Source organism: Streptomyces sp. NPDC028289, from assembly GCF_055565975.1.
The window spans coordinates 476,140-496,600 of sequence record NZ_JBVHTI010000010.1 but is presented as its reverse complement, the minus strand read 5'-3'; the positions used below and the strand labels follow the sequence as shown (position 1 = coordinate 496,600).

The following is a 20,461-nucleotide window of genomic DNA, read 5'->3' as shown; positions in this document are numbered from 1 at the left end:
GGCGGACTCTCGTAAGACGTGGGAAGAGGGTGGTGACGGCTCGGAAAGGCTTCGGGAACGGCTCAGGAGTGGAACGGCAGACCGGCGTCGGCGACCAGGTCCAGATCCTCGGTGGCGTCCGCGGGCAGCAGGCTGGCCGTGCCGTCCGTGACCGGGACGACGCCGAGCTGCAGCAGCTCGGCCATGGCGGCGCTGCCGGCCAGGTCCCGTACCTGGAGCTGGTAGCGGGCCGTCGTGCGGTACGTGCCGCCCTGGTCGTCGCCGGTGCGCTGGAGGAACCCGGAGTCGGTGAGGAAGACGACCGCCTTGCCGATGATGCCGGTGGTGGAACCGGCCAGCCGGCGGGCGTCCTTGGTGGCGCCGGTCGCGCTGCGTCTGGCCCAGATCCGCCAGGCGGCCTCCAGCCCGGGCGCGTCGGTGGCCGGGTCGGTGTTCTCTCCCGCCTCCTCGGCCCGCTCCTCCAGCCGCCGGCAGGCCTGCCGGACGAAGGCGTCGACGCCGTTGACGGTGATCCGCCCGATGTAGCCGTCGTCGGCCAGGTCCTCGGGGCGCGGAAACGCCAGCGCGGCGACGGCGAGGTGGGCGAGGCCGTGCAGGAACCGGTCGCTGCCGTCCGCGGACGTACGACGCGCGTAGTCGCCCATGCGCACGGCGAACACCGAGTCCTCGGCGGCGGTCACGGCCATGCCCGCGCGGGGCGACACCTCGAGGACCACCAGCCCCAGACCGGCGGCCACGGCATCGGCGAGCCGCGCGAACGGCGGGTCCTGCCGATAGCGCCGCAGCAGCTCGGCGTACTCCTGATCACGCGCGGGCTGCAGCTTGGGCTGCAGCCCGAAGGCGACGAGCCGAGCCGCGTCGGCGGCGTCGGCGGGCGTGACGGCAGCACTCGCCGACGCGACAGCCGCTTCAGCCTCGACGTACTCGCTCACAACGACAACTCCTCGATCTTGAAAACAGGGACGCACTGGTGCGCCCCTTCAGGGGCGCGGGGCTGTGCTGAATCTGCGACTGCCGCCGCGTGGGCGCGACCAGCCACAACGGACCCGCACCCGGCACACGACATCACGCGGCCTCGGTCCGATCCGCAGCCATCCCCACCGCGTCCAGCAGAGCCGTCCCGACGATGAGATCGGCACCGCCGAAGCCGGGGTCGTCCAACTCCGTACCGTCGTCCACCGCGAACAACAGCTTCTCCTCGCCCTGCCGATAGGCGGTACCGACAGCCGGGCTGGCAGCGTGCACCGCCAGGAGAGCAACGAGGTACGCCAGATCCTCGCCCCCCACGCGCCGCGCCTCCGCCAGCAGCCCCGACAACCGCCGCGGCGCGTCGGCCGGAAGGTCCAGCAGCCGCATGGCGTCCGCCAGCTGCTCCTCGCTGAACCGGCTGTCGTCCGGCGTGGCGATGAGGTCCGGCTCCGGCATCTCCGCACCCAGGTGCTCCCGCTCCACCGGCGGCGTCAGCAATATGTCGACGAGGTCGCCGACCCGCACCGACACCGGCGTCCGCAGCCCGGTCCCGCGCGCGAAGAACGCCCCCGTGACCCGGCTCGCCTGCTCCAGCGGCAGCGGGAGCAGCGGCGCGAGGAGGTGCCCGTACAGGTCCGTCCCCGACGTCGTCATGGGCGTCGCGAACGCCTGCCGGTCCTGCTCGGCGCGGAACAGCGGCCCCGCCTCCAGCAGCCGTGACTGCAACTGGGTGTGCCGGCGGATGCAGTCCTTGACGATGTCGACGAGCTCGGCGGCGCGCCGCTTGTTCTCGGGCTCCTCGGTCTCGTCGCGGGCCTTGCGGATGTTGGTGAGGATCGCGTTCTCGTGCCGGTACCGGTCGGCGACGTGGTCGAGGGCCTCGGCGATCATGTCGGGGACGGCGCTGAGCCAGTCCACCGCGCGGACGTTGCGCCGGGTGGCCTCCAGGGCCCGGCGCAGGCTCTCCGAGTACTGCACGGTCCGGTAGCGGGCCTGCTCCGCGGCGAGCTGGGCGTCGGCGAGCCGGCCGCGGTTGATCAGCACCTCCAGCTTGACCTCGGCGGCGATCTGGGCGCTGGTGACGTCCGTGTCGAGGGCGCCGACGAGGACGTTGACCGCCTCGTCGGTGGTCCGGAGGTACACCGTGCCCCCCGGGCCGGGCACCTCCTCGATGAGCTTGAAGTCGTAGTCCCGGCGGACGTACGAGCCGTCCGGCGCGAAGGTGCCGTACACCGCGCGGAAACCGCGGTCGACGCTGCCGACGTTGATCAGGTTCTCCAGGACCCAGCGGGCCACGCGCTCGTGCTCGGCGACGGGGCGGTGCGGGGTCTGGGCGGAGATGCGCGGGATCAGCCGGGCGACGATCTGCTCGTGGTCGGCACCGGTGTCGAAGTCCATGTTCAGGGTGACCAGGTCGATGGCGGAGAGGGCCACCTCGGCCATGCCGTACACCGAGTACTCGCCGGCCAGGTTCGCCTTGCGTGCGTCGAGGTCGTGCAGCGGCGCCGTGCAGGCGAGCGCGCGCAGCCGGCGCGCCAGCCCCTCGTCGGCGGCCGGGCCCGGTGCGGGGCGCGGCCCCGCGCTGAGCTGGGGCGGCACGTTGTCCGTCGATGCAGGCGAAGTCACGGTGCACAGACTAGGTCCTGGGTCTGACATCGGCCCAAACGACGCGGAGCGGCTCCGCCGGGAGCGCCGGGTAACTGCAGGTGGTGTGTCAGAGTGCGGGTCGTCTGTGGCTGGTCGCGCGGTTCCTACCCCCAGCGCCCCTGACGGGGCGCAGAACCTTGCGGGGCGCCCAGACTTACGGGGCGCTGTCCACTCGGCGTCGGTAGACCTCCACCACTCGTTCCAGGGAGTCCGTGAGGTAGGTCTCAAGCAGGCGTTCCGCCCCGCGCCTGTCACCGTCCTGGAGCGACTCGAGGATCTCCCGGTTGCGGGCCAGGTACGGCTCGTGCAGGGCGCGGGGGTCGTCGACCACGTGGAAGGCGAGGCGGAGTTCCGCGAAGACGCTGCGCATCAGTTCGTCGGTGCGTTCGCTGGCGGCCAGGGCGACCAGTTCCCGGTGGAAGTGGATGTTGGCCGTACCCACTGCTTTCCAGTCATCCGCTGCGGCCGCCGACCGTCCCGCGGTGACCGCCGCCGACAGGCTCTCCAGGGCGTACGGCGGGTCGCCGAGGCCGCGCACGACGGCGCACTCGACGAGGGCGCGGGTGCGGTAGATGTCCTCGACGTCCTCCACGGTCAGGACCCGGACGAAGACGCCCCGGTTGAGTTCGTGGACCAGCAGGCGCTCGTGGGTGAGCAGCCGGAACGCCTCGCGCAGGGTGTTGCGCGAGACACCGAGTGCACCGCCGATGCCGTCCTCCGACAGGCGGGTGCCTGGCGGGAAGTAACCGTCGGCGATGCGGCTCCTGAGGATGTCGGAGACCCGTTCCGCGGTGCTGGTCCGCCCGAGGAGGGCGCGGTCGTCGGCCAGTCCCGTCAGCTGCTCTGCCATGCCCGGAATTCAACCGCAGACACAGGAACGAAACAACGTGGGTATTGAAGGATCGTTGAACGATCCTCTACGGTGCTCATCACGCTCACCTTCGTACGGCCGTCGAAGCGGCCGTTGGTACGGCCCCGCACTGCTCAGTCCCCGCACCCTCCGTCCCTCATCTGCGAGGTGCCCATGAGCACGACTCCTCCACCGCAGGCCCTGCCGTCCGACACGCATCCGGGCAGGGGTGAACGCACCGCCGAGGACGGCGCGTTCGGCTGGCTGCGCGCCCTAGGTCCGCACGGCCGGCGTGCGTTCGCCGGAGCTTTCGGCGGATATGCCCTGGATTCGTACGACTACTTCACCCTGCCGCTGAGCATGGTCGCGCTCGCGGCGTACTTCGGCCTGGACAGCGGCCAGACCGGCCTGTTCACCACCGTCACCCTGGTGGTCTCCGCGGTCGGCGGCGCCGCGGCGGGCGTGTTCGCGGACCGGGTCGGCCGGGTCCGCGCGCTGATGATCACGGTGATCACCTACGCGGTCTTCACCGTGGCCTGCGGCTTCGCACCCAACTACGAGACCCTGCTGGTGTTCCGCGCGCTCCAGGGCCTCGGCTTCGGCGGCGAGTGGGCGGTCGGCGCGATCCTGGTCGCCGAGTACGCGAGCGCCCGCCACCGCGGCCGCACGCTGGGCGCCGTCCAGAGCTCCTGGGCCGTCGGCTGGGCGCTCGCCGCGATCGTGTACACGCTGGTCTTCTCGTTCGTCGGCGACGACCTGGCCTGGCGGGTGATGTTCTGGACCGGCGCGCTGCCCGCGCTCCTCGTGGTGTGGCTGCGCCGCCGGGTGCACGACGCCCCGCAGGCGGTCGCGGAACGCGAACAGAGCCCGCAGCGCGGCTCGTTCGCCGCCATCTTCCGGCCGGGCACGGCCGACGCCCCCGGTCTGCTGCGCACCACGGTCTTCGCGGGCCTGCTGTCCACGGGTGTCCAGGGCGGCTACTACACGCTGGCCACCTGGATCCCGACGTACCTGAAGACCGAGCGCGGCCTGTCGGTCGTCGGTACCGGCGGCTACCTGACCTTCCTGATCTCGGGAGCGTTCCTCGGCTACCTCACCGGCGGCTACCTCACCGACCGGCTGGGCAGGCGCCGCAACATCTGGCTGTTCGCGGTGCTGTCGGCGGTCTGCGTGCTGGCGTACGCGAACATCCCCGGCGGCGCCGACACGTTGCTCCTGGTGCTCGGTTTCCCGCTCGGCTTCTGCATGTCGGCGATCTTCAGCGGCTTCGGTTCGTACCTGAGCGAGCTGTACCCGACGGCGGTGCGCGGCACCGGCCAGGGCTTCACGTACAACGCGGGCCGCGCGGTGGGCGCGGTCTTCCCGACCCTGGTGGGCTTCCTGGCCGACAGCTGGGGCGTGGGTGGCGCGCTGGTCTTCGGCGCGGCCGGTTACGCGCTCGCGGCCCTGGCCCTGTTCGGACTGCCGGAGACGCGCGGAAAGGAACTGGCGTGAACACTGCGGAAGACCACGTTCTCGCTCTGGCCACGGAGGACCGCCCGGTCGTCCTCGTCGACGAGCACGCGCACGCGTGGAGCCCGAGAAGCGCCCGGGCCCGTTTCCGGGAGGGCCTCACCGGCCCCACGGCCGGGGTATCGGCCGGCCACACGCAGGCAAACCTGATCTCGGTGCCCGCCGACTGGGCGTACGACATGCTGCTGTTCTGCCAGCGCAATCCGAAGCCCTGTCCGGTGCTCGACGTCACCGACGCCGGTGCGACCGGCACCGAACTGGCGGAGGGCGCGGACCTGCGCACCGACCTGCCGCGCTACCGGGTGTGGCGGGACGGGGAGTTGGTGGACGAGCCGACGGACGTGCGCGCGTACTGGCGGGACGACCTGGTGTCGTTCCTGCTCGGGTGCAGCTTCACGTTCGAGTGGGCGCTGGCCGGTGCCGGGGTGCCGATACGCCATGTCGAGCAGGGCCGGAACGTGCCCATGTACGTGACCACCCGGCCGTGCCGCCCGGCGGGACGGCTGCGCGGGCCGATGGTGGTGTCCATGCGCCCGGTCCCGCCGCAGCATCTGTCGACCGCGATCCGGGAGAGCAGTCTGCTCCCGGCGGTGCACGGCGGGCCCGTACACTGCGGCGATCCCTCCGCGCTCGGCATCGCCGATCTCGGCCGGCCCGACTTCGGCGACCCGGTGGACGCCGCCCCGGACGACATCCCGGTCTTCTGGGCCTGCGGGGTGACTCCGCAGGCGGCGGTCATGGCCTCCCGGCCGCCGTTCGCCATCACACACGCGCCGGGTCAGATGTTCATCAGCGACGCCCGCGACGAGCAGTACCGCGTGGCCTGACAGGAGAGACAGCGCATCCATGACCTCGATCGACCTGAACGCCGACCTGGGCGAGGGCTTCGGCCGCTGGCGGCTCACCGACGACGAGCAGCTGCTGTCCGTCGTGACCAGCGCCAATGTGGCCTGCGGCTTCCACGCCGGGGACGCGGCGACCATGCGGCGGGTGTGCGAGCTGGCGGCCGGGCGCGGGGTGACGATCGGCGCCCAGGTGTCCTACCGGGACCTGGCGGGGTTCGGGCGGCGCGCGATGGACGTGCCGCCCGCCGAGCTGGCGGCCGAGGTGGCCTACCAGATCGGCGCCCTGGAGGTCTTCGCCCGGGCCGCCGGCGCACGTGTGGCGTACGTGAAGCCGCACGGCGCGCTCTACAACCGGGTCGTGCACGACGAGGAGCAGGCCGCCGCGGTGGTCGACGGCGTGCTTCTCGCGGACGCGTCGCTGCCCGTCCTGGGACTGCCCGGTTCTCGACTGCTCGCGCTGGCGGGAAAGGCGGGGCTGCCGACGGTCACGGAGGCCTTCGCGGACCGCGCGTACACCGACGAAGGAACGCTTGTCCCGCGCGGGCGGGAGGGCGCGGTGGTGAGCGACCCGGAGGCGGTCATGGAGCGCTCGGTGGAACTGGCGCGCTCCGGCGCGGTCACCTCGCACTCCGGCACGCGCATCGCGGTGCGCGCCCGCTCGCTCTGTCTGCACGGCGACACCCCGGGCGCCGTGGAACTGGCGCGCAGGGTGCGTGCGCGGCTCACGGCGGCGGGCGTGACCGTGGCGGCCTTCGCATGAGCACGAGCACAAGCACGAACGTGGGCGTGAGCACGGGCACGAACGTGGGCGCAAGCGTGAACGTGAGCACGAGCCCGCGGGAGGCCACGCCCGAAGCCACGCCCCTGACGGTCCACCCGGTCGGCGACGACGCCCTCCTCGTCGAGGTCGGCTCCGGCGCACAGGCCCAGGCCCTGCACACCGAGTTGCTGCGCCGCCGCGCGGACGGCTCGCTGAGGGTCCGCGAGATTGTGCCCGCGGCCCGCACGGTCCTGCTCGACGGCCTCGACGACCCGGCCGGCCTGGCCGCCGAACTGGCCACCGCCGTGGTCCCGCCCGCTCCCCCACGCACGCGTGCGGCGATCGAGCTGCCCGTGCGCTACGACGGCCCGGACCTCGCCGAGGTCGCCGCCCACTGGCGGGTTCCCGAGCGGGAGGTGGCCCGCATCCACTCGGGCGCCGAGTTCACGGTCGCCTTCTGCGGCTTCGCGCCCGGCTTCGGCTACCTCACCGGGCTGCCCGCCCGCTACGACGTGCCGCGCCGGGCCACCCCGCGCACCGCCGTGCCCGCGGGCGCGGTGGCGCTGGCCGGGCCGTACACCGGTGTGTACCCGCGTTCCTCGCCGGGAGGCTGGCAGTTGATCGGGACGACGGAGGCGGTGCTGTGGGACCACGCGCGCGTACCGGCCGCGCTGCTGACGCCGGGGACGCGCGTGCGGTTCGTGCCGGTGGGGGACGTATGACCGACCGTGCGCTCGTCGTCGTACGGGCCGGTGCGCTGACCACCGTGCAGGACCGGGGGCGGCCCGGACACGCGCACCTGGGGGTGCCCCGCTCCGGGGCACTCGACGCACCCGCCGCGGCGCTCGTCAACCGGCTGACCGGGAACGCACCGGACGCGGCCGTGCTGGAGACGACGCTCAACGGGTGTGCCGTGCGGCCGCGTTCGACGGTCGTGGTGGCGGTCGGCGGCGCGCCGTGCTCCGTCACGGTGGGCGGGCGTCCGGCGGCCTGGGGCGCGCCCGTCGTGGTTCCGGCCGGGGAACTGCTGGACGTGGGCACGGCCCGCTCCGGCGTACGGAGTTACGTGGCCGTCTCCGGTGGGATCGCCGTGGAGCCGGTGCTCGGCAGCCGGTCCACCGACCTGCTCTCCGGGCTCGGTCCCGCGCCGCTGGCGGACGGCACGGTGCTGCCGGTGGGCGCACCCGTGGGACCGCACGCGCGCGTGGACGTCGTACCGCAGCCGTCCCCGCCGGCGGAGCTCGTGCTGCCGGTGACGCTGGGCCCGCGGGCCGGCTGGTTCACGCCGGAGGCCGTCCGGGCGTTCACCTCGCGCGCGTACCGCGTGTCGTCGGCGAGCAACCGCATCGGGCTGCGCACGGAAGGGCCCGCCCTGGAACGGGCCCGTACCGGTGAACTCCCCAGCGAGGGCATGGTCCTCGGTGCCGTGCAGGTACCGCCGGACGGCCGTCCCGTGGTGTTCCTGGCCGACCATCCGACCACCGGCGGATATCCGGTGATCGCGGTGGTCCGCGCCGCCGACCTCCCGGCGGCGGGCCAGGCGGTCCCGGGCATCCCGGTCCGCTTCGTGGCCGTGCGCCGTCGCTGACCCGCCGGGGCGGCCTCGCCCGGTGCCGTCGTCCGTATGACCTCGTCGTCCTCACGCGGCGTCGGCGGGCCGCTCCGGCGGCTGGAGGGCGGCCAGCGCGGCGGAGACCGCGGCGGACGCGCTCAGGTCCAGGCGGGCGCTGGTGCCCCTGCGGCGGTGCCGCATCTCGTCGACGGCCAGCCGCAGCAGCTGGGGCAGCAGGTCGCGGCAGCGCCTGATCACCCAGGCGGTGCCGGCCGTGGCCAGCCAGAGGAGACTCGCCTTCTTCGTCGGCGGCGGGTACTCGGGCTCGGGGGACGGCGCCGTCCCCGTCGCCATGCCCAGCGGGGCGAGCAGGGCGTGGAAGCGGACGGCGAGCTGCCGGTGCCCGCGCTCGCACGGGTGCAGCCGGTCCGCGCTCCACATCTCGCGGTCGGTGAGCCAGGCGCCCTCCGACGCGTGCAGGTGGACGGCCCCGTACCGCTCGGACAGGGCGTGCACCACCGCGTTGACCGCACGCCCCCGGCGGGCCAGCGGGCGGGCCAGGGCGCCCGGGAGTCCCCACATCGCACCGGGGTCGGGCAGGCACGCCGTGAGCAGGGTCGCGCCCTGCTCGGTCAGGGCCGCGTAGACCTTGTCGAGCCGTTCGGCCACCGCGTGGATGTCGAACGTGCAGCGCAGGGTGTCGTTGACGCCTATGACGACGGCGACGATGTCGGGACGCAGTTCCAGCGCGGCCGGGGTCTGGCGTTCCAGCACGTCCCGGGTCTGCGCCCCGCTGACCGCGAGGTTGGTGAACTCCACCTCCTTCGCGGCGAGTCCGCCGGCCAGCAGCGCGGCCCAGCCGCGCCACCCGTCGCCGGCGGGGTCGCCCACGCCCTCGGTCAGCGAGTCCCCGAGCGCCACGAAACGAACCGCTCTCATGCCACGCCCTCCGGCACGACACGACGGACCGGTGCCGTCGTTCCGCTCTCGTCACGACGGAACAGCACCGGCGCGTCGTGCGCGGCGAGGAACGCCTCCACCGCCGTTCCCCAGCCGAAGCACTCCGCACGCGCGCGTGCGGTTTCCCGGCGTGCGGCGGCGGGCCGCTCCAGGAGCATCTCCACGGCGTCGGCGAACGCCTCGCCGCGGTCGGCCGCGGTGGCCCCGGCGGCTCCGATCACCTCGGGGAGCGCGGAGGAGGCGCTGGCGACCACGGGCGTCCCGCAGGCCATGGCCTCCAGGGCGGCGAGCCCGAACGTCTCCGCGGGTCCCGGCGCCAGGGCGACGTCGGCGGACGCCTGCAGCGCGCCCAGGCTGTCCCGGTCGGAGACGTGCCCCAGGAAGGTGACCGGCAGCCTGCGCTCCCGCACCCGCTGCTCCAGCCGCTCCCGCAGCGGCCCGTCGCCGGCCACGACCAGGATCACCCGGCGGCCGCGCCGTACCAGCGCCTCCACTGCGTCGATGGCGGTGCCGGGCCGCTTCTCCACGGACAGCCGCGAGCACATGACGAGCAGTGCCTCGTCCTCGCGCGCGTACCGGGCCCGCAGGTCGAGGTCGCGCAGCGAGGGGTGGCGGCCCACCAGGTCGACGCCCAGGGGGGCACGTACGACGTTGCGGGCGCCGATGCGGATGAACTCGCGCTCGGCGAACTCGGTGGTGCACACCACGCGCGCGTAGGTGTGCGCCGTACGGATGTTGAGCGCGTCCGCGGTGCGCCGGGACATGTTCTCGGACATGCCCCAGGTGCGCAGGACCCCGTCGGCGGTCTCGTGGGAGACCATCACGGCGGGGACCCGGGCGCGCCGGGCCCAGCGGCCGGTCCAGCGCAGGGTGGTGCGGTCGGACACCTCCAGGCGGTCCGGGGCGAGGTGCTCCAGGAGGGTCTGCACCCGCTTCTTGTCGACGAGGACGCGGTAGCCGCCGGTGCCGGGCAGCAGCGGGCCGGGCAGCGTGATGACGCGGCCCTGCTCCTCGTCCCGGTCCGAATAGCGCTCCCCCGGCACGATCAGGACCGACTCGTGCCCGGCCGCCACGAAGCCCTTGCCGAGTTCGCGCAGGGCGGTGCGCAGACCGCCGGAGGCGGGGGCGACGAAGTTGGCCAGCCGGACGATGCGCAGCGGGCCGGGCGAGGTGACGCTCATGCCGCCACCACCGGTCGGCGCGCCGCGAGCACGTCCTCGTAGTGGCCGATCAGCTGGTCGCCGACGGCGGCCCAGGTGCGGCCCTCGACCGTGGTACGCGCCGCGTGGCCGAACGCGGCCCGCATCCCGGGGTCGGCGACGAGCGAGGCCACCGCCTCCCGGACGGCACCGGCGTCGCGCGGCGGGACCAGGAACCCGGTGCGGCCGTGGTCGACCAGGTCGATCGGGCCGCCGACGGCGGGTGCGACGACCGGGACGCCGCTGGCCATGGCCTCCTGGACGGTCTGGCAGAACGTCTCGAAGGGGCCGGTGTGCGCGAAGACGTCGAACGAGGCGAAGATCCGGGCGAGGTCGTCGCCGGTGCGGCGGCCGAGGAAGACCGCGCCGGGCAGCGCCTCGGTGAGGTGGGCCTGGGCGGGTCCGTCGCCCACGATCACGACCTTCACTCCCTCCAGGCCGCAGACCCCGGCGAGGAGTTCGACCTGCTTCTCGGGGGCGAGACGGCCGACGTAGCCGACGATGACCTCGCCGTTCGGGGCGATCTCGCGGCGCAGGGCCTCGTCGCGGAACTCGGGACGGAAGCGGACGGTGTCCACGCCGCGCTGCCACAACTGGATCCGGGGCACGCCGTGCGCCTCCAGGTCGCTGATCGAGGCGGTGGACGGGGCGAGGGTGCGGTCGGCGGCGCCGTGCACGGACCGGATCCGCCGCCAAGCGGCGGCCTCGCCGGCGCCCACGTAGGTGCGGGCGTATCCGGCCAGGTCGGTCTGGTAGACGGCGACGGCCGGGATGCCGAGCCGGGCGGCGGCGGCCATGCCGCGGACGCCGAGGATGAAGGGGCTGGCCAGGTGCACCACGTCGGGGCGGTGCTCGATCAGGGCGGCGGCGAGCTTGCGGCTGGGGAGAGCCACGCGGACCTGGGGATAGCCCGGGAGCGGAAGGGAGGGGACGTGGACGACAGGGCAGGGCGCGGCGGCCGCGGCGAGCCTGTTTCCGGGGGCGGGAGCCGGAGCGACGACGAGGGGAGCGTGACCGCGATCGACGAGGTGTCGGGCGGTCTGGAGCGCGCAGTGGGCCACGCCGTTCACATCGGGGGGAAAGGATTCGGTCACGATGACGACACGCATACCGGTGTTGTCGCCGCGCTGGACGTGGCCGCGTCAAAGTGGATCTTTCCGATTGTTAAACGTCCCATGAGCGTTGCCCTGCACACCCGAGCGGGCCAACCGGCGTCCATGCCCGGCTGACCGGACGGTCACCGGTTGTTCACCCGGCGGGCGGTCGTCCGCGTATGGAACGTGTACGGGATCCCCCGTGGTTCCCGTGGTGAAACAGTTGCCGGTTGCAGTGATATGTCACATGGCGGCCGCGTCCGGTCCGATACGGCTGCGTACGGCCGTCTGCACCTCCGCCTCCTCGGCGGGGTCGGCGGCGAGCCGGCGGAGCTGTTCGACGACCCGGGCGTCACCGGTCTCGGCGTGCCGGGCGGCGAGTTCGCGGGTGGTCTCCTCGCAGTCCCACAGGCATTCGACGGCGAAGCCGGTGGCGAAGGAGGGGTCGGTGGCGGCCAGGGCGCGGGCGGCGCGGCCACGGAGGTGGGACGAGGCGGTCTCGCGGTACACGTGGCGCAGGACGGGGGCGGCGCAGACGATGCCGAGGCGTCCGGTGCCGTCCACGAGGGTCCAGAGCGTCGGCGCGTCCGGGCCTTCGCCGCGTACGGCCTCCCTCAGCGCGGCGAGGACCAGTTCGCTGTCCTTGGTTCCGCCCCGGCAGGCCAGCATCCGGCCGGCGGCGGCGCCGAGGGCGTCGGGCCGGCGGGCCCAGCCGCGGGCGCGTTCGACGGCGGCGATACTGCGCATGCGTTCGAAGGCGTCGACGGCGGCCTCCACCACGGTGGCCGTGCCGTCGGCCACGGCGACCTCGATCAGGTTCAGCGCGTCGGGGTCGTTGCTGTCGGCGAGGTAGCGCAGGGCGGTGCAGCGGGCTCCGTCGGTGCCGTCCTTGGCGGCCTGGACGATCTCCGGCCGGTCCTCGGGGCCGGCGACGGCGACCAGGCAGCGGGCGGCCGGCACATGGAGCGCCGCGCCCCGCTCGACGCCCTGCTGGGCCCATTCGAAGACGGCCCGCACGCTCCACCCCGGACGGGGCCCGGCAGGTCGCATCTGGCGCTGCCAGCGGTCGAAACAGCCGGTCTCCTGCGCGGCACGCACGCGCGTGGCGATCGGTTCGCGGGGATCCTCGGCCCACAGCCGCCAGGGCCGTGGTTCGAACGCGTCCCGTACGGCGGCGGCCAGTTCGGCCTCGCCCTCGGCGTCCGTGGTGAAACGCGCCAGCACCGGGGCGGCGAGGGCGCGCAGGCCCGCGTCGTCATCGCGCAGCGCCAGCTCGTCCAGGGCCCAGGCCCAGTTGGCGCCGGTCGCGGCGTACCTGCGCAGCAGTTCGAGCGCGTCCCGCCTGCCGTAGGAGGCGAGGTGCCCGAGCACGGCCAGCGCGAGGCCCGTGCGGGACTCCTCGGTGTCGAGGACGTCCTCGGGGTCGAAGAGGTGCGCCTCGATGGCGTCCAGCTCGCCGTGCAGGTCGAGGTAGAGCCGGGCGTAGTACAGGGAGCGGTTCTCCACCTGCCAGTCGTGGCGGGGGTCGTGGAGCACACAGTGGTTCAGCGCCGCGAGCGCTTCGGCGCGCGGGGCGGTGAGCGCGTGCAGCGTGCCGTCGCCACGGCCCCGCTGAAGCAGGCCGAGCAGCGTGCCGCTGGGCGCTATGACCGGATCGAACATGGGAAACAGCCTCACATCAAGCGTCGACGCAACCGGAGAACACGCACTACCTGGCCGCGTGACACAACGTCGGAGCGCCCGCCGTCTCTTGCTTGCTGTAGACCATCTCTCTCTGCCTCTCGTCAGTGGCCCATGCGGGCCGCATCACGGCCCGCGCGGTGCGGCAACACCTGCCCAGCCATCGCGTCCGTGAATCACGACGTCATGATGACTCGGCACTTCGACCTGCCGCGACCGAAATTTCGGCGGCCCTGTACCGCCTCCCCCGTTTTGTGTGTTTTAGCTGGTCAGAACAGATGGGTCAGGAGGTGCCGAACAGTTCCAGAACCTCCACCTTGCCGAACATCCGTGCGGTGTCGACGGCTGACGGAGTGCCCGCCGCCGGGTCCGCGCCGGCCTCCACCAGCACCTTGACCACATCCGTCTCGCCCTTGAAGACCGCTCCGGCGAGTGGCGTCTGACCTCGGTCGTTGACCCGGTCCGCCTCGGCGCCCCGGGCGAGCAGCTCACGCACCGCCTCGGCGTGGCCGTGGTAGGCGGCGAGCATCACGAGGGAGTCGCCGCGGTCATTGGTGAGGTTGGCCGGAACGCCCGCGTCGACGTACGCCACGAGCTCCTCGGTCCGCCCCTGCCGGGCCAGATCGAAGATCTTGGTCGCCAGCTCCACGACCTCGGGGTCGGGGGCTTCGCTCATCGGCCGGACCGCCTCTCCTGTGCGCTGCGGGGACTATCGCGGACTGGGGGAGCGTACGGCAACGGGCGGGCCGCAGAGCCGTACGAGTGAATCGCCAGCGTACTGGCTCAGGGGGCACATGACCGGATCTGCCCGAGGTAAAGATCACCGCAACCCCGCCGGACGATCACATTCCCGCGCCGGAAGGCGGTCAGCCCGGCCGATGCGGAACAGGGGCGATCCACCAAATGAGTGAAATAAGCCCGGTTTCACCCATTTACACCTTTAATAATATGGATACCTGCTGTGATCCTGGAAGAACTCATGGTGACTGTCCCCCTTCGACACCAGGAGATCTCACATGATCCTCTCCATCTCAGGCGTCATCGTGCTCGGCATCGTCGTCTTCCTCTTCTTCCGCAAGGACGGACTGAAGCCGTCGCACGCCACGGTCTCGGCGCTCTTCGGCTTCTATCTCGCCAGCACGGCCATCGCACCGAGCATCAAGGCAGGCGGCGAGAGCCTGGCGAGCCTGCTCGGCGGCATCAAGTTCTGATGCCGCACCCGCCCGTACGCACCGTGAGGAGACAGCAGTGGCCCGGCGCCCTCTCCCCCGCATTCTGAGCAACGGCGGCGCGCAGCTCGCCCGGAGCCGGGAGCTGGCCCGGACGGCCGCCGACAGCGCCACCGACGTCCTCCACCCGCTCATCACCGTGACCCGCGGGCTGAGCCGGCTGGCCTCGGCCGGGCGGCGCAGATGGGCGGAGACACCCAAGGACAAGCGTGGGCCGCTGCTGTTCCTGGCGGCCTCCGTCGTCCTGGTCGTGGCGCTGGTGCCGTACGGGCCGCTGCTCGCCGTCATCACCCTGATGGCGGCGAGCGCCTGGCAGGGCCGTGACCGCGCCCCGTCCGCGCCGGAGGGCCCCGACGAGTCGCAGACCCAGCGGCTCCAGTCCCTGTACGAGGCCCTGGTGCCGTACTTCTCGGCCGCCGAGGACCCGGCGCCGCTGTACGCACACGGCGGGGAGTGGGACAAGGCCTTCCTCGCCCACGAGTTCGACGACGCGGGCCGCCTCGGCCAGCTGCTGCTCCGCTACCCCGCGTACTTCCCGGACGGCGAGCCCCAGGCCCGCGCGCGGATCGAGAACCTGCTCACCGCGAAGTCCGGGCGAGGCCGCGAGTACCACTTCGCGTGGGACGAAGAGGGCAACCGGCTCACGGTGACCGTCCTCGCCCCGCTGCCCACCGACATCGCCGCCCAGCGCTTCGTCACCGCGCCGGGCGAGACGGTCCTGGGGTTCACCGACCCCAGCGAGGTCCAGCGCACGCTCCCGCTCGGGTACGGCGACGAGCAGCGTGACGTACCGCCGGTCGTCTGGCGCACCGGCGTCCGCTCCACCGAACCGCACCTGCTGGTCATGGGCCGCCCCGGCAGCGGTACCTCGACCCTGCTGCGCTCCATCGCCCTGCAGGCCCTCCAGTACGGCGACGTCCTCATCGTCGAGGGCGGCGGCACCGGCGAGTACATGTGCCTCGCCGGGCGCGACGGGGTCCTGGCCGTGGAGTGCGGGCTCGGCGGGGCACTGGCCAGCCTGGAGTGGGCCGCGAACGAGACGGAGCGGCGGCTCATCGCCCTCAGCCGCGCGCGCCAGGCGGGCCATCCGCCGCCGGACGACTGCCGGCGGCCGCTGTGGATCCTCCTCGACCGCCCGAGCGCCTTCGTCCACCTGGCCTCGGCGGACGGCCACAAGGACCCGCAGGCCCTCCTCCAGGCCCCCCTCCGGCACGGCCGCGCGGCCAACGTCACCGTGGTGGTCGCCGAACAGCTCGACAGCGCGGACGTGTTGAGCGAGGCGGTGCGACAGCACGCACGCGCGCGTGTCGTCCTGGGACCGGCGCTGCCGGACGAGCTGGCGGCTGCGCTGGGGGCCCCGCCGCACACGACACCGCTGGCCCAGGTGCCGCCGGGGCGGGGGTACGCGCGGCTGGGGCACGGGCCGGTGCTGCGGCTTCAGGTGCCGGCGACTCCGGATCCGTACGACGACGCGACGAGCGAGGTCGACCGCGAGGCGGTGCTGGCGTTGCTGCCGCCGCGGAGCGGGGTGGTGGAGCAGGCGGCACAGCTGGAAGCCGCGATCGCCGAGGGCTGAGGTGGGGGTGGGGACGCTCACCGGCGCTTGCCGGGTGCCTCCCCCAGCCTTCGGCCGGGGAAGGAACTGCGCGACCAGCCCCCGCCGACCCGCGGCCCAAGAACCACCCCGCCGCTACGCCACAAAAGTCCGCGGCGCCTCGCCGTTCCCCCCACTCGCCCCCGACTCCACCAACCGCGCCGCCGCCGCCAGCCGCGCCGCCGCTTCGTCCGCCACCGCTCCCCCCACGGTGAACGGAAGGCGTACATAGCCCTCGAAAGCCCCGTCGACCCCGAACCGCGGCCCCGAGGGCACCCGCACTCCCACCCGCTCCCCCGCCTCCGCCAGCCGGGAGCCGGACAGTCCCCCCGCCCGGACCCACAAGGTCAGACCGCCCTTCGGCACCTCGAACTCCCAGGCCGGCAGCTCCCGCCGGATCGCTCTCAGCAGGGCGTCCCGGTTCTCCCGCGCCTGCGCCCGGCGCAGGTCGACAGCCTGCTCCCAACCGCCCGTGCTGAACAGCCAGTTCACCGCCAGTTGCTCCAGCACCGGCGTCCCCAGGTCGGCATAGGCCCGCGCGGCGACCAGGCTGCGGATCACGTCGGGAGCCGCCCGTACCCAGCCGATGCGCATGCCCGCCCAGAAGGCCTTGCTCGCGGAGCCGACCGTGATGACGGTCGAGCCCGCCGGGTCGAAGCCGCAGACCGGGCGGGGCATCTCCACGTCGTCGTCCAGCCACAGCTCGCTCATCGTCTCGTCGGCGACGAGCACCGTGCCCGCCGAGCGGGCCGCGTCCACCAGCCGACGACGCTGGTCCTCGTCGGCGAGCGCCCCCGTGGGGTTGTGGAAGTCGGCGACGACGTACGCGATCCGGGGCGCCGCCTCCCGCAGGACCTGGCGCCAGCGGTCCATGTCCCAGCCCGACAGCCCCTCGGCCATCGCGACGGGGACGAGGCGGGCGCCCGCCTCCCGCATCAACTGGAGGATGTTGGCGTACGACGGCGACTCGACGGCGATGCGTTCACCGCGCCCGCCGAAGAGATGGCAGATCGCGTCGATCGCGCCCATCGCACCCGTCGTGACCATGATCTGCTCGGGCATGGTCGGGATCCCGCGCGCGGTGTAGCGCTCCGCGATCATCGAGCGCAGGACCGGGAGGCCTGCCGGATAGTCGCCGTGGGTGTGGGCGTACGGCGTGAGCTCCTCCAGGGCGCCCTGAACCGCACGGGTCAGCCAGGGCTCGGGCGCGGGCAGGGCGGCGGTGCCGAGGTCGATCAGCGAGCCGAGGGCCTCGGGGGGCAGTGGTTCGAGGCCGCGGGCGGGGAGCGGGTTGCCCGCCGGGACGGCGGTCCAGCTGCCGGCGCCCCGCCGGGACTCCAGGAACCCCTCCGCGCGCAGCGCCTCGTACGCCGCCGCCACGGTCGTACGGCTCACGGACAGGGAGAGCGCCAGTTCGCGTTCGGCGGGCAGCCGGGCGGCGACCGGGACGCGCCCTTCGAGCACCAGCAGCCGGACCCCGTCGGCGAGCGCGCGATAGGCGGGCGGACGCCGGGTGCCGGGACCGGCAGGGCGCTCCTGCTGCGAGCTGAGCAGCCGGGCGAGCTGCGCGGCACCCACCGCCGAGGTCCACTGCGCCATGAGAATCAGTCCACCTTCCCCGAATTGGCCATGGATGGCTTCCTCCCCCGAGCCACAGAGTGACACGGGTCAGGCCACCTTCACCACCAGGGGGTATCTCTTGTCCACGCAAGGCCGTCTCGGGCGGCGGTTGATCCAGCTCTACGTGGGACTCACGCTGTACGGCGTGAGTTCCGCGCTGCTCGTGGAGGCCGGCCTCGGGCTGGAGCCCTGGGGCGTGCTGCACCAGGGGCTCGCGGGGCACACCGGGCTGAGCATCGGCACGGTGTCGATCGTCGTGGGGGCGGTCGTACTGCTCCTGTGGGTCCCGCTGCGCCAGCGGCCGGGCCTCGGCACGGTCTCCAACGTCTTCGTCATCGGCCTCGCCATGAACGCCGCCCTCGCCGTCCTGCCCGAGGCGCACGCGTTCGCCGTACGGATCCCGCTGATGGCGGCCGGCATCGTGCTCAACGGGGCGGCGACCGGGCTGTACATCGCGGCGAGCTTCGGGCCGGGCCCCCGGGACGGTCTGATGACGGGGCTGCACCGGCGTACCGGCCGTTCGATCCGGCTCATCCGGACGGCGATCGAGGTCGCGGTGGTCGTCAGCGGATTCGCGCTCGGCGGGACCGTCGGCGTCGGCACCCTGCTCTACGCCGTGTCCATCGGCCCCCTCGCGCAGCTGTTCCTGAAGGTGTTCGCCGTCCCGGCGGCATCCGGTCGCAGCACGGTCGTTGCCACGGGGTCACCCGGGCGCGCGATACTGCGCAGGTGAGCACGCTGACACGCCACCCGTACCTGGACCACCCCGGCCCCATCGCCTTCGCCCATCGGGGCGGGGCCGCGGACGGCCTGGAGAACACCGTGGCGCAGTTCCGGCGCGCGGTCGAACTCGGCTACCGGTACATCGAGACCGATGTGCACGCCACGGCCGACGGCAAGCTGGTCGCCTTCCACGACGACACCCTGGACCGGGTCACCGACGGGGTCGGCCGGATCGCCGACCTGCCCTGGGAGGACGTACGGCACGCGCGCGTGGCCGGCCGCGAGCCGCTCCCCCTCTTCGAGGAGCTGCTCGAGGAGTTCCCGGACGTCCGCTGGAACGTGGACGCCAAGGCGGAGCCGGCCCTGCGGCCGCTCCTCGACCTGATCGAGAAGACGGACTCCTACGACCGGGTCTGCGTCGGCTCGTTCTCGGAGGCGCGGGTGCTGCGGGCGCAGCGGCTGGCCGGGCCGCGCCTGGCCACCTCGTTCGGCACCCGGGGCGTGGTCGGGCTGCGGCTGCGCTCCTGGGGACTGCCCGCCGCGGTGCGCCGGTCAGCGGTGGCCGCCCAGGTGCCCGAGTCGCAGTCGGGGGTCCCGGTGGTCGACCGGCGCTTCGTGCGCGCCGCCCACGCCCTCGGGCTGCACGTCCACGTGTGGACCATCAACGAACCCGAGCGGATGCACCGGCTCCTGGACCTGGGCGTCGATGGCATCATGACCGATCACATCGACACGTTGCGTGAGGTCATGCAGAAGCGCGGCGTCTGGTTCTGAGGCGCGCGGGCGGTACTGCTGCGGGAAAGGCGAGGGCACGGGTGGGCACCGAAACCGTGCGGACGGGGGTCTACGACGAGGCCACCGAGCTGCGGCGCGAACAGCGCGGCTGGTACTTCTACGACTGGGCGTGCTCGGTCTACTCGACGAGCGTCCTCACCGTGTTCCTCGGCCCGTACCTCACGTCGGTCGCCGACCACGCGGCGGACGCCAACGGCTATGTGCACCCGCTCGGCATCCCGGTCCGGGCGGGCTCCTTCTTCGCCTACTCGGTCTCCCTGTCGGTGATCCTGGCGGTCGTGCTCATGCCCCTGGTGGGCAGCGCGGCCGACCGTACCGGCCGCAAGAAGCAGCTGCTCGGCGTGGCCGCGTACACCGGGGCCGCGGCGACGACGGGCATGTTCTTCCTGGACGGCGACCGCTACCTGCTCGGCGGGCTGCTGCTGATCGTCGCGAACGCCGCCCAGTCCGTCGCCCTGATGGTCTACAACTCCTACCTCCCCCAGATCGCCCCGCCCGAGGAGCGCGACACCATCTCCTCCCGGGGCTGGGCCTTCGGCTACGCGTCGGGCTCACTGGTACTGATCGTCAACCTGGTCCTCTACTCCGCGCACGACTCCTTCGGCCTCTCCGAGACCGAGGCGGTCCGCGTCTGCCTGGCCGCGGCGGGCCTGTGGTGGGGCGCCTTCACCCTCGTACCGCTGCGACGGCTGCGCGACCGGGGCGGCCGGGCGGCCGAGGCGGCGACGCCGGGGCTGCGTCAACTCGCGGCGACGGCCCGGGACATGCGCCGCCATCCGTTGACGCTCTCCTTCCTGCTGGCCTACCTCATCTACAACGACGGCATCCAGACCGTGATCTCCCAGGCGTCCGTCTACGGCTCGGAGGAGCTCGGGCTCGGCCAGTCGACGCTCATCGGCGCCGTCCTGATGGTGCAGGTGCTGGCCGTGGCGGGCGCGCTGACGATGGGACGGCTGGCCAGGACGTACGGGGCGAAACGCACCATCCTGGGATCGCTGGTGGCATGGACGGTGACGCTGGCGGCCGGGTACTTCCTGCCGGCCGAGGCACCCGTGTGGTTCTTCGCCCTCGCGGCCGGCATCGGTCTCGTCCTCGGCGGCAGCCAGGCCCTGTCCCGCTCCCTGTTCTCCCATCTCGTACCGCTCGGGAAAGAAGCCGAGTACTTCGCGGCGTACGAGATGAGCGATCGGGGGATGAGCTGGCTGGGACCACTGTTGTTCGGGATCACCTACCAGCTGACCGGGAGCTACCGCTCGGCGATCATCTCGCTGGTGGCGTTCTTCGTCATCGGGTTCGCGCTGCTCGCGCGGGTGCCGGTGCGTCGGGCGATCGGCGAGGCCGGCAATCCGGTTCCGCAGAAGATCTAGCGGGAAGATTTAGCGTTCAACGCGGAAGGGCGGTAGTGTACGCGTTTGGCCTGCCAGGCGTACCG

At 73.1% G+C, this 20,461-nt stretch carries 20 protein-coding genes; 11 read left to right on the top strand and 9 right to left on the bottom strand.

All coding sequences use genetic code 11. From position 1 onward, the window contains the following. Nucleotides 1–62: 62 nt before the first annotated feature. The 3 genes from ACZ4UV_RS44740 to ACZ4UV_RS44730 form a co-directional block, all read right to left on the bottom strand. Nucleotides 63–932, bottom strand: coding sequence for a hypothetical protein (locus ACZ4UV_RS44740; protein ID WP_467846436.1), 870 nt, complete (start codon nucleotides 930–932; stop codon nucleotides 63–65). Between the two features lie 133 nt (nucleotides 933–1,065). After that, nucleotides 1,066–2,595, bottom strand: a complete 1,530-nt coding sequence (locus tag ACZ4UV_RS44735; RefSeq protein WP_451016563.1) for a hypothetical protein — start codon at nucleotides 2,593–2,595, stop codon at nucleotides 1,066–1,068. A 175-nt stretch (nucleotides 2,596–2,770) separates the two neighbouring features. Then, nucleotides 2,771–3,466: a GntR family transcriptional regulator gene (locus ACZ4UV_RS44730; protein WP_451016564.1), complete on the bottom strand. Its 696-nt coding sequence runs from the start codon at nucleotides 3,464–3,466 to the stop codon at nucleotides 2,771–2,773. A 174-nt stretch (nucleotides 3,467–3,640) separates the two neighbouring features. On the opposite strand from ACZ4UV_RS44730, the gene ACZ4UV_RS44725 reads away from it, so the two are divergent. The 5 genes from ACZ4UV_RS44725 to ACZ4UV_RS44705 all read left to right on the top strand — a co-directional run bounded on the left by ACZ4UV_RS44725 (nucleotide 3,641) and on the right by ACZ4UV_RS44705 (nucleotide 8,171). After that, nucleotides 3,641–4,960 carry an MFS transporter gene (locus ACZ4UV_RS44725; protein WP_467846425.1) on the top strand — a complete coding sequence of 440 codons (1,320 nt, stop codon included), beginning with the start codon at nucleotides 3,641–3,643 and terminating at the stop codon, nucleotides 4,958–4,960. After that, nucleotides 4,957–5,805 carry a putative hydro-lyase gene (locus ACZ4UV_RS44720; protein WP_467846421.1) on the top strand — a complete coding sequence of 283 codons (849 nt, stop codon included), beginning with the start codon at nucleotides 4,957–4,959 and terminating at the stop codon, nucleotides 5,803–5,805. The genes ACZ4UV_RS44725 and ACZ4UV_RS44720 overlap by 4 nt, the downstream gene beginning before the upstream one ends. A 19-nt stretch (nucleotides 5,806–5,824) precedes the next feature. Next, nucleotides 5,825–6,583: a LamB/YcsF family protein gene (locus tag ACZ4UV_RS44715; protein WP_467846416.1), complete on the top strand. Its 759-nt coding sequence runs from the start codon at nucleotides 5,825–5,827 to the stop codon at nucleotides 6,581–6,583. Between the two features lie 104 nt (nucleotides 6,584–6,687). Further along, a complete protein-coding gene (locus ACZ4UV_RS44710) occupies nucleotides 6,688–7,305 on the top strand; it encodes a 5-oxoprolinase subunit B family protein (protein ID WP_451016574.1) in 618 nt (205 codons plus the stop codon). Continuing rightward, nucleotides 7,302–8,171, top strand: a complete 870-nt coding sequence (locus tag ACZ4UV_RS44705; protein ID WP_467846413.1) for a 5-oxoprolinase subunit C family protein — start codon at nucleotides 7,302–7,304, stop codon at nucleotides 8,169–8,171. Before ACZ4UV_RS44710 ends, ACZ4UV_RS44705 begins: the two co-directional genes overlap by 4 nt. Nucleotides 8,172–8,222: 51 nt before the next feature. Here the strand turns inward: ACZ4UV_RS44705 and ACZ4UV_RS44700 are convergent, their stop codons facing one another. From ACZ4UV_RS44700 to ACZ4UV_RS44690, 3 genes are read right to left on the bottom strand one after another with little or no spacing between them, the layout of a single operon-like run. Then, nucleotides 8,223–9,074, bottom strand: coding sequence for an SGNH/GDSL hydrolase family protein (locus ACZ4UV_RS44700; RefSeq protein ID WP_351492284.1), 852 nt, complete (start codon nucleotides 9,072–9,074; stop codon nucleotides 8,223–8,225). Continuing rightward, nucleotides 9,071–10,276 (bottom strand): glycosyltransferase, encoded by a 1,206-nt coding sequence (locus tag ACZ4UV_RS44695; protein ID WP_390047867.1) that lies wholly within the window; start codon nucleotides 10,274–10,276, stop codon nucleotides 9,071–9,073. The genes ACZ4UV_RS44700 and ACZ4UV_RS44695 overlap by 4 nt, the downstream gene beginning before the upstream one ends. After that, nucleotides 10,273–11,403: a glycosyltransferase family 4 protein gene (locus ACZ4UV_RS44690; RefSeq protein WP_390047869.1), complete on the bottom strand. Its 1,131-nt coding sequence runs from the start codon at nucleotides 11,401–11,403 to the stop codon at nucleotides 10,273–10,275. The genes ACZ4UV_RS44695 and ACZ4UV_RS44690 overlap by 4 nt, the downstream gene beginning before the upstream one ends. Between ACZ4UV_RS44690 and ACZ4UV_RS44685 the strand changes: the two genes are divergently transcribed. Continuing rightward, nucleotides 11,305–11,523, top strand: coding sequence for a hypothetical protein (locus ACZ4UV_RS44685; protein WP_403476407.1), 219 nt, complete (start codon nucleotides 11,305–11,307; stop codon nucleotides 11,521–11,523). The genes ACZ4UV_RS44690 and ACZ4UV_RS44685 overlap by 99 nt on opposite strands. Before the next feature lie 108 nt (nucleotides 11,524–11,631). Here the strand turns inward: ACZ4UV_RS44685 and ACZ4UV_RS44680 are convergent, their stop codons facing one another. Together ACZ4UV_RS44680 and ACZ4UV_RS44675 are read right to left on the bottom strand one after the other, a co-directional pair. After that, entirely contained in the window at nucleotides 11,632–13,050 is a 1,419-nt protein-coding gene (locus tag ACZ4UV_RS44680) for a HEAT repeat domain-containing protein (protein ID WP_451016570.1), read from the bottom strand. A gap of 301 nt (nucleotides 13,051–13,351) precedes the next feature. Beyond that, the gene (locus ACZ4UV_RS44675) at nucleotides 13,352–13,744 is read right to left on the bottom strand and encodes an ankyrin repeat domain-containing protein (RefSeq protein WP_351492292.1); all 393 of its coding nucleotides are present in this window, start codon (nucleotides 13,742–13,744) and stop codon (nucleotides 13,352–13,354) included. 340 nt (nucleotides 13,745–14,084) lie between these two features. Between ACZ4UV_RS44675 and ACZ4UV_RS44670 the strand changes: the two genes are divergently transcribed. Then, nucleotides 14,085–14,279 carry a hypothetical protein gene (locus ACZ4UV_RS44670; RefSeq protein WP_189268091.1) on the top strand — a complete coding sequence of 65 codons (195 nt, stop codon included), beginning with the start codon at nucleotides 14,085–14,087 and terminating at the stop codon, nucleotides 14,277–14,279. 37 nt (nucleotides 14,280–14,316) lie between these two features. After that, nucleotides 14,317–15,873, top strand: coding sequence for an ATP-binding cassette domain-containing protein (locus tag ACZ4UV_RS44665; RefSeq protein ID WP_467846394.1), 1,557 nt, complete (start codon nucleotides 14,317–14,319; stop codon nucleotides 15,871–15,873). Between the two features lie 114 nt (nucleotides 15,874–15,987). On the opposite strand, the gene ACZ4UV_RS44660 is transcribed toward ACZ4UV_RS44665, so the two are convergent. Continuing rightward, on the bottom strand, nucleotides 15,988–17,490 hold the full coding sequence (locus tag ACZ4UV_RS44660; protein WP_390047876.1) for an SCO1417 family PLP biosynthesis transcription factor: 1,503 nt from the start codon (nucleotides 17,488–17,490) through the stop codon (nucleotides 15,988–15,990). A 100-nt stretch (nucleotides 17,491–17,590) separates the two neighbouring features. On the opposite strand from ACZ4UV_RS44660, the gene yczE reads away from it, so the two are divergent. Genes yczE through ACZ4UV_RS44645 form a run of 3 tightly spaced genes read left to right on the top strand, consistent with a single transcriptional unit; the run spans nucleotide 17,591 to nucleotide 20,396 of the window. Continuing rightward, a complete protein-coding gene (gene yczE, locus ACZ4UV_RS44655; protein WP_451021905.1) occupies nucleotides 17,591–18,244 on the top strand; it encodes a membrane protein YczE in 654 nt (217 codons plus the stop codon). Then, on the top strand, nucleotides 18,241–19,008 hold the full coding sequence (locus tag ACZ4UV_RS44650) for a glycerophosphodiester phosphodiesterase family protein (RefSeq protein ID WP_451021906.1): 768 nt from the start codon (nucleotides 18,241–18,243) through the stop codon (nucleotides 19,006–19,008). The genes yczE and ACZ4UV_RS44650 overlap by 4 nt, the downstream gene beginning before the upstream one ends. Nucleotides 19,009–19,049: 41 nt before the next feature. Beyond that, nucleotides 19,050–20,396: an MFS transporter gene (locus tag ACZ4UV_RS44645; protein ID WP_467846385.1), complete on the top strand. Its 1,347-nt coding sequence runs from the start codon at nucleotides 19,050–19,052 to the stop codon at nucleotides 20,394–20,396. The last annotated feature ends 65 nt before the right edge of the window (nucleotides 20,397–20,461 follow it).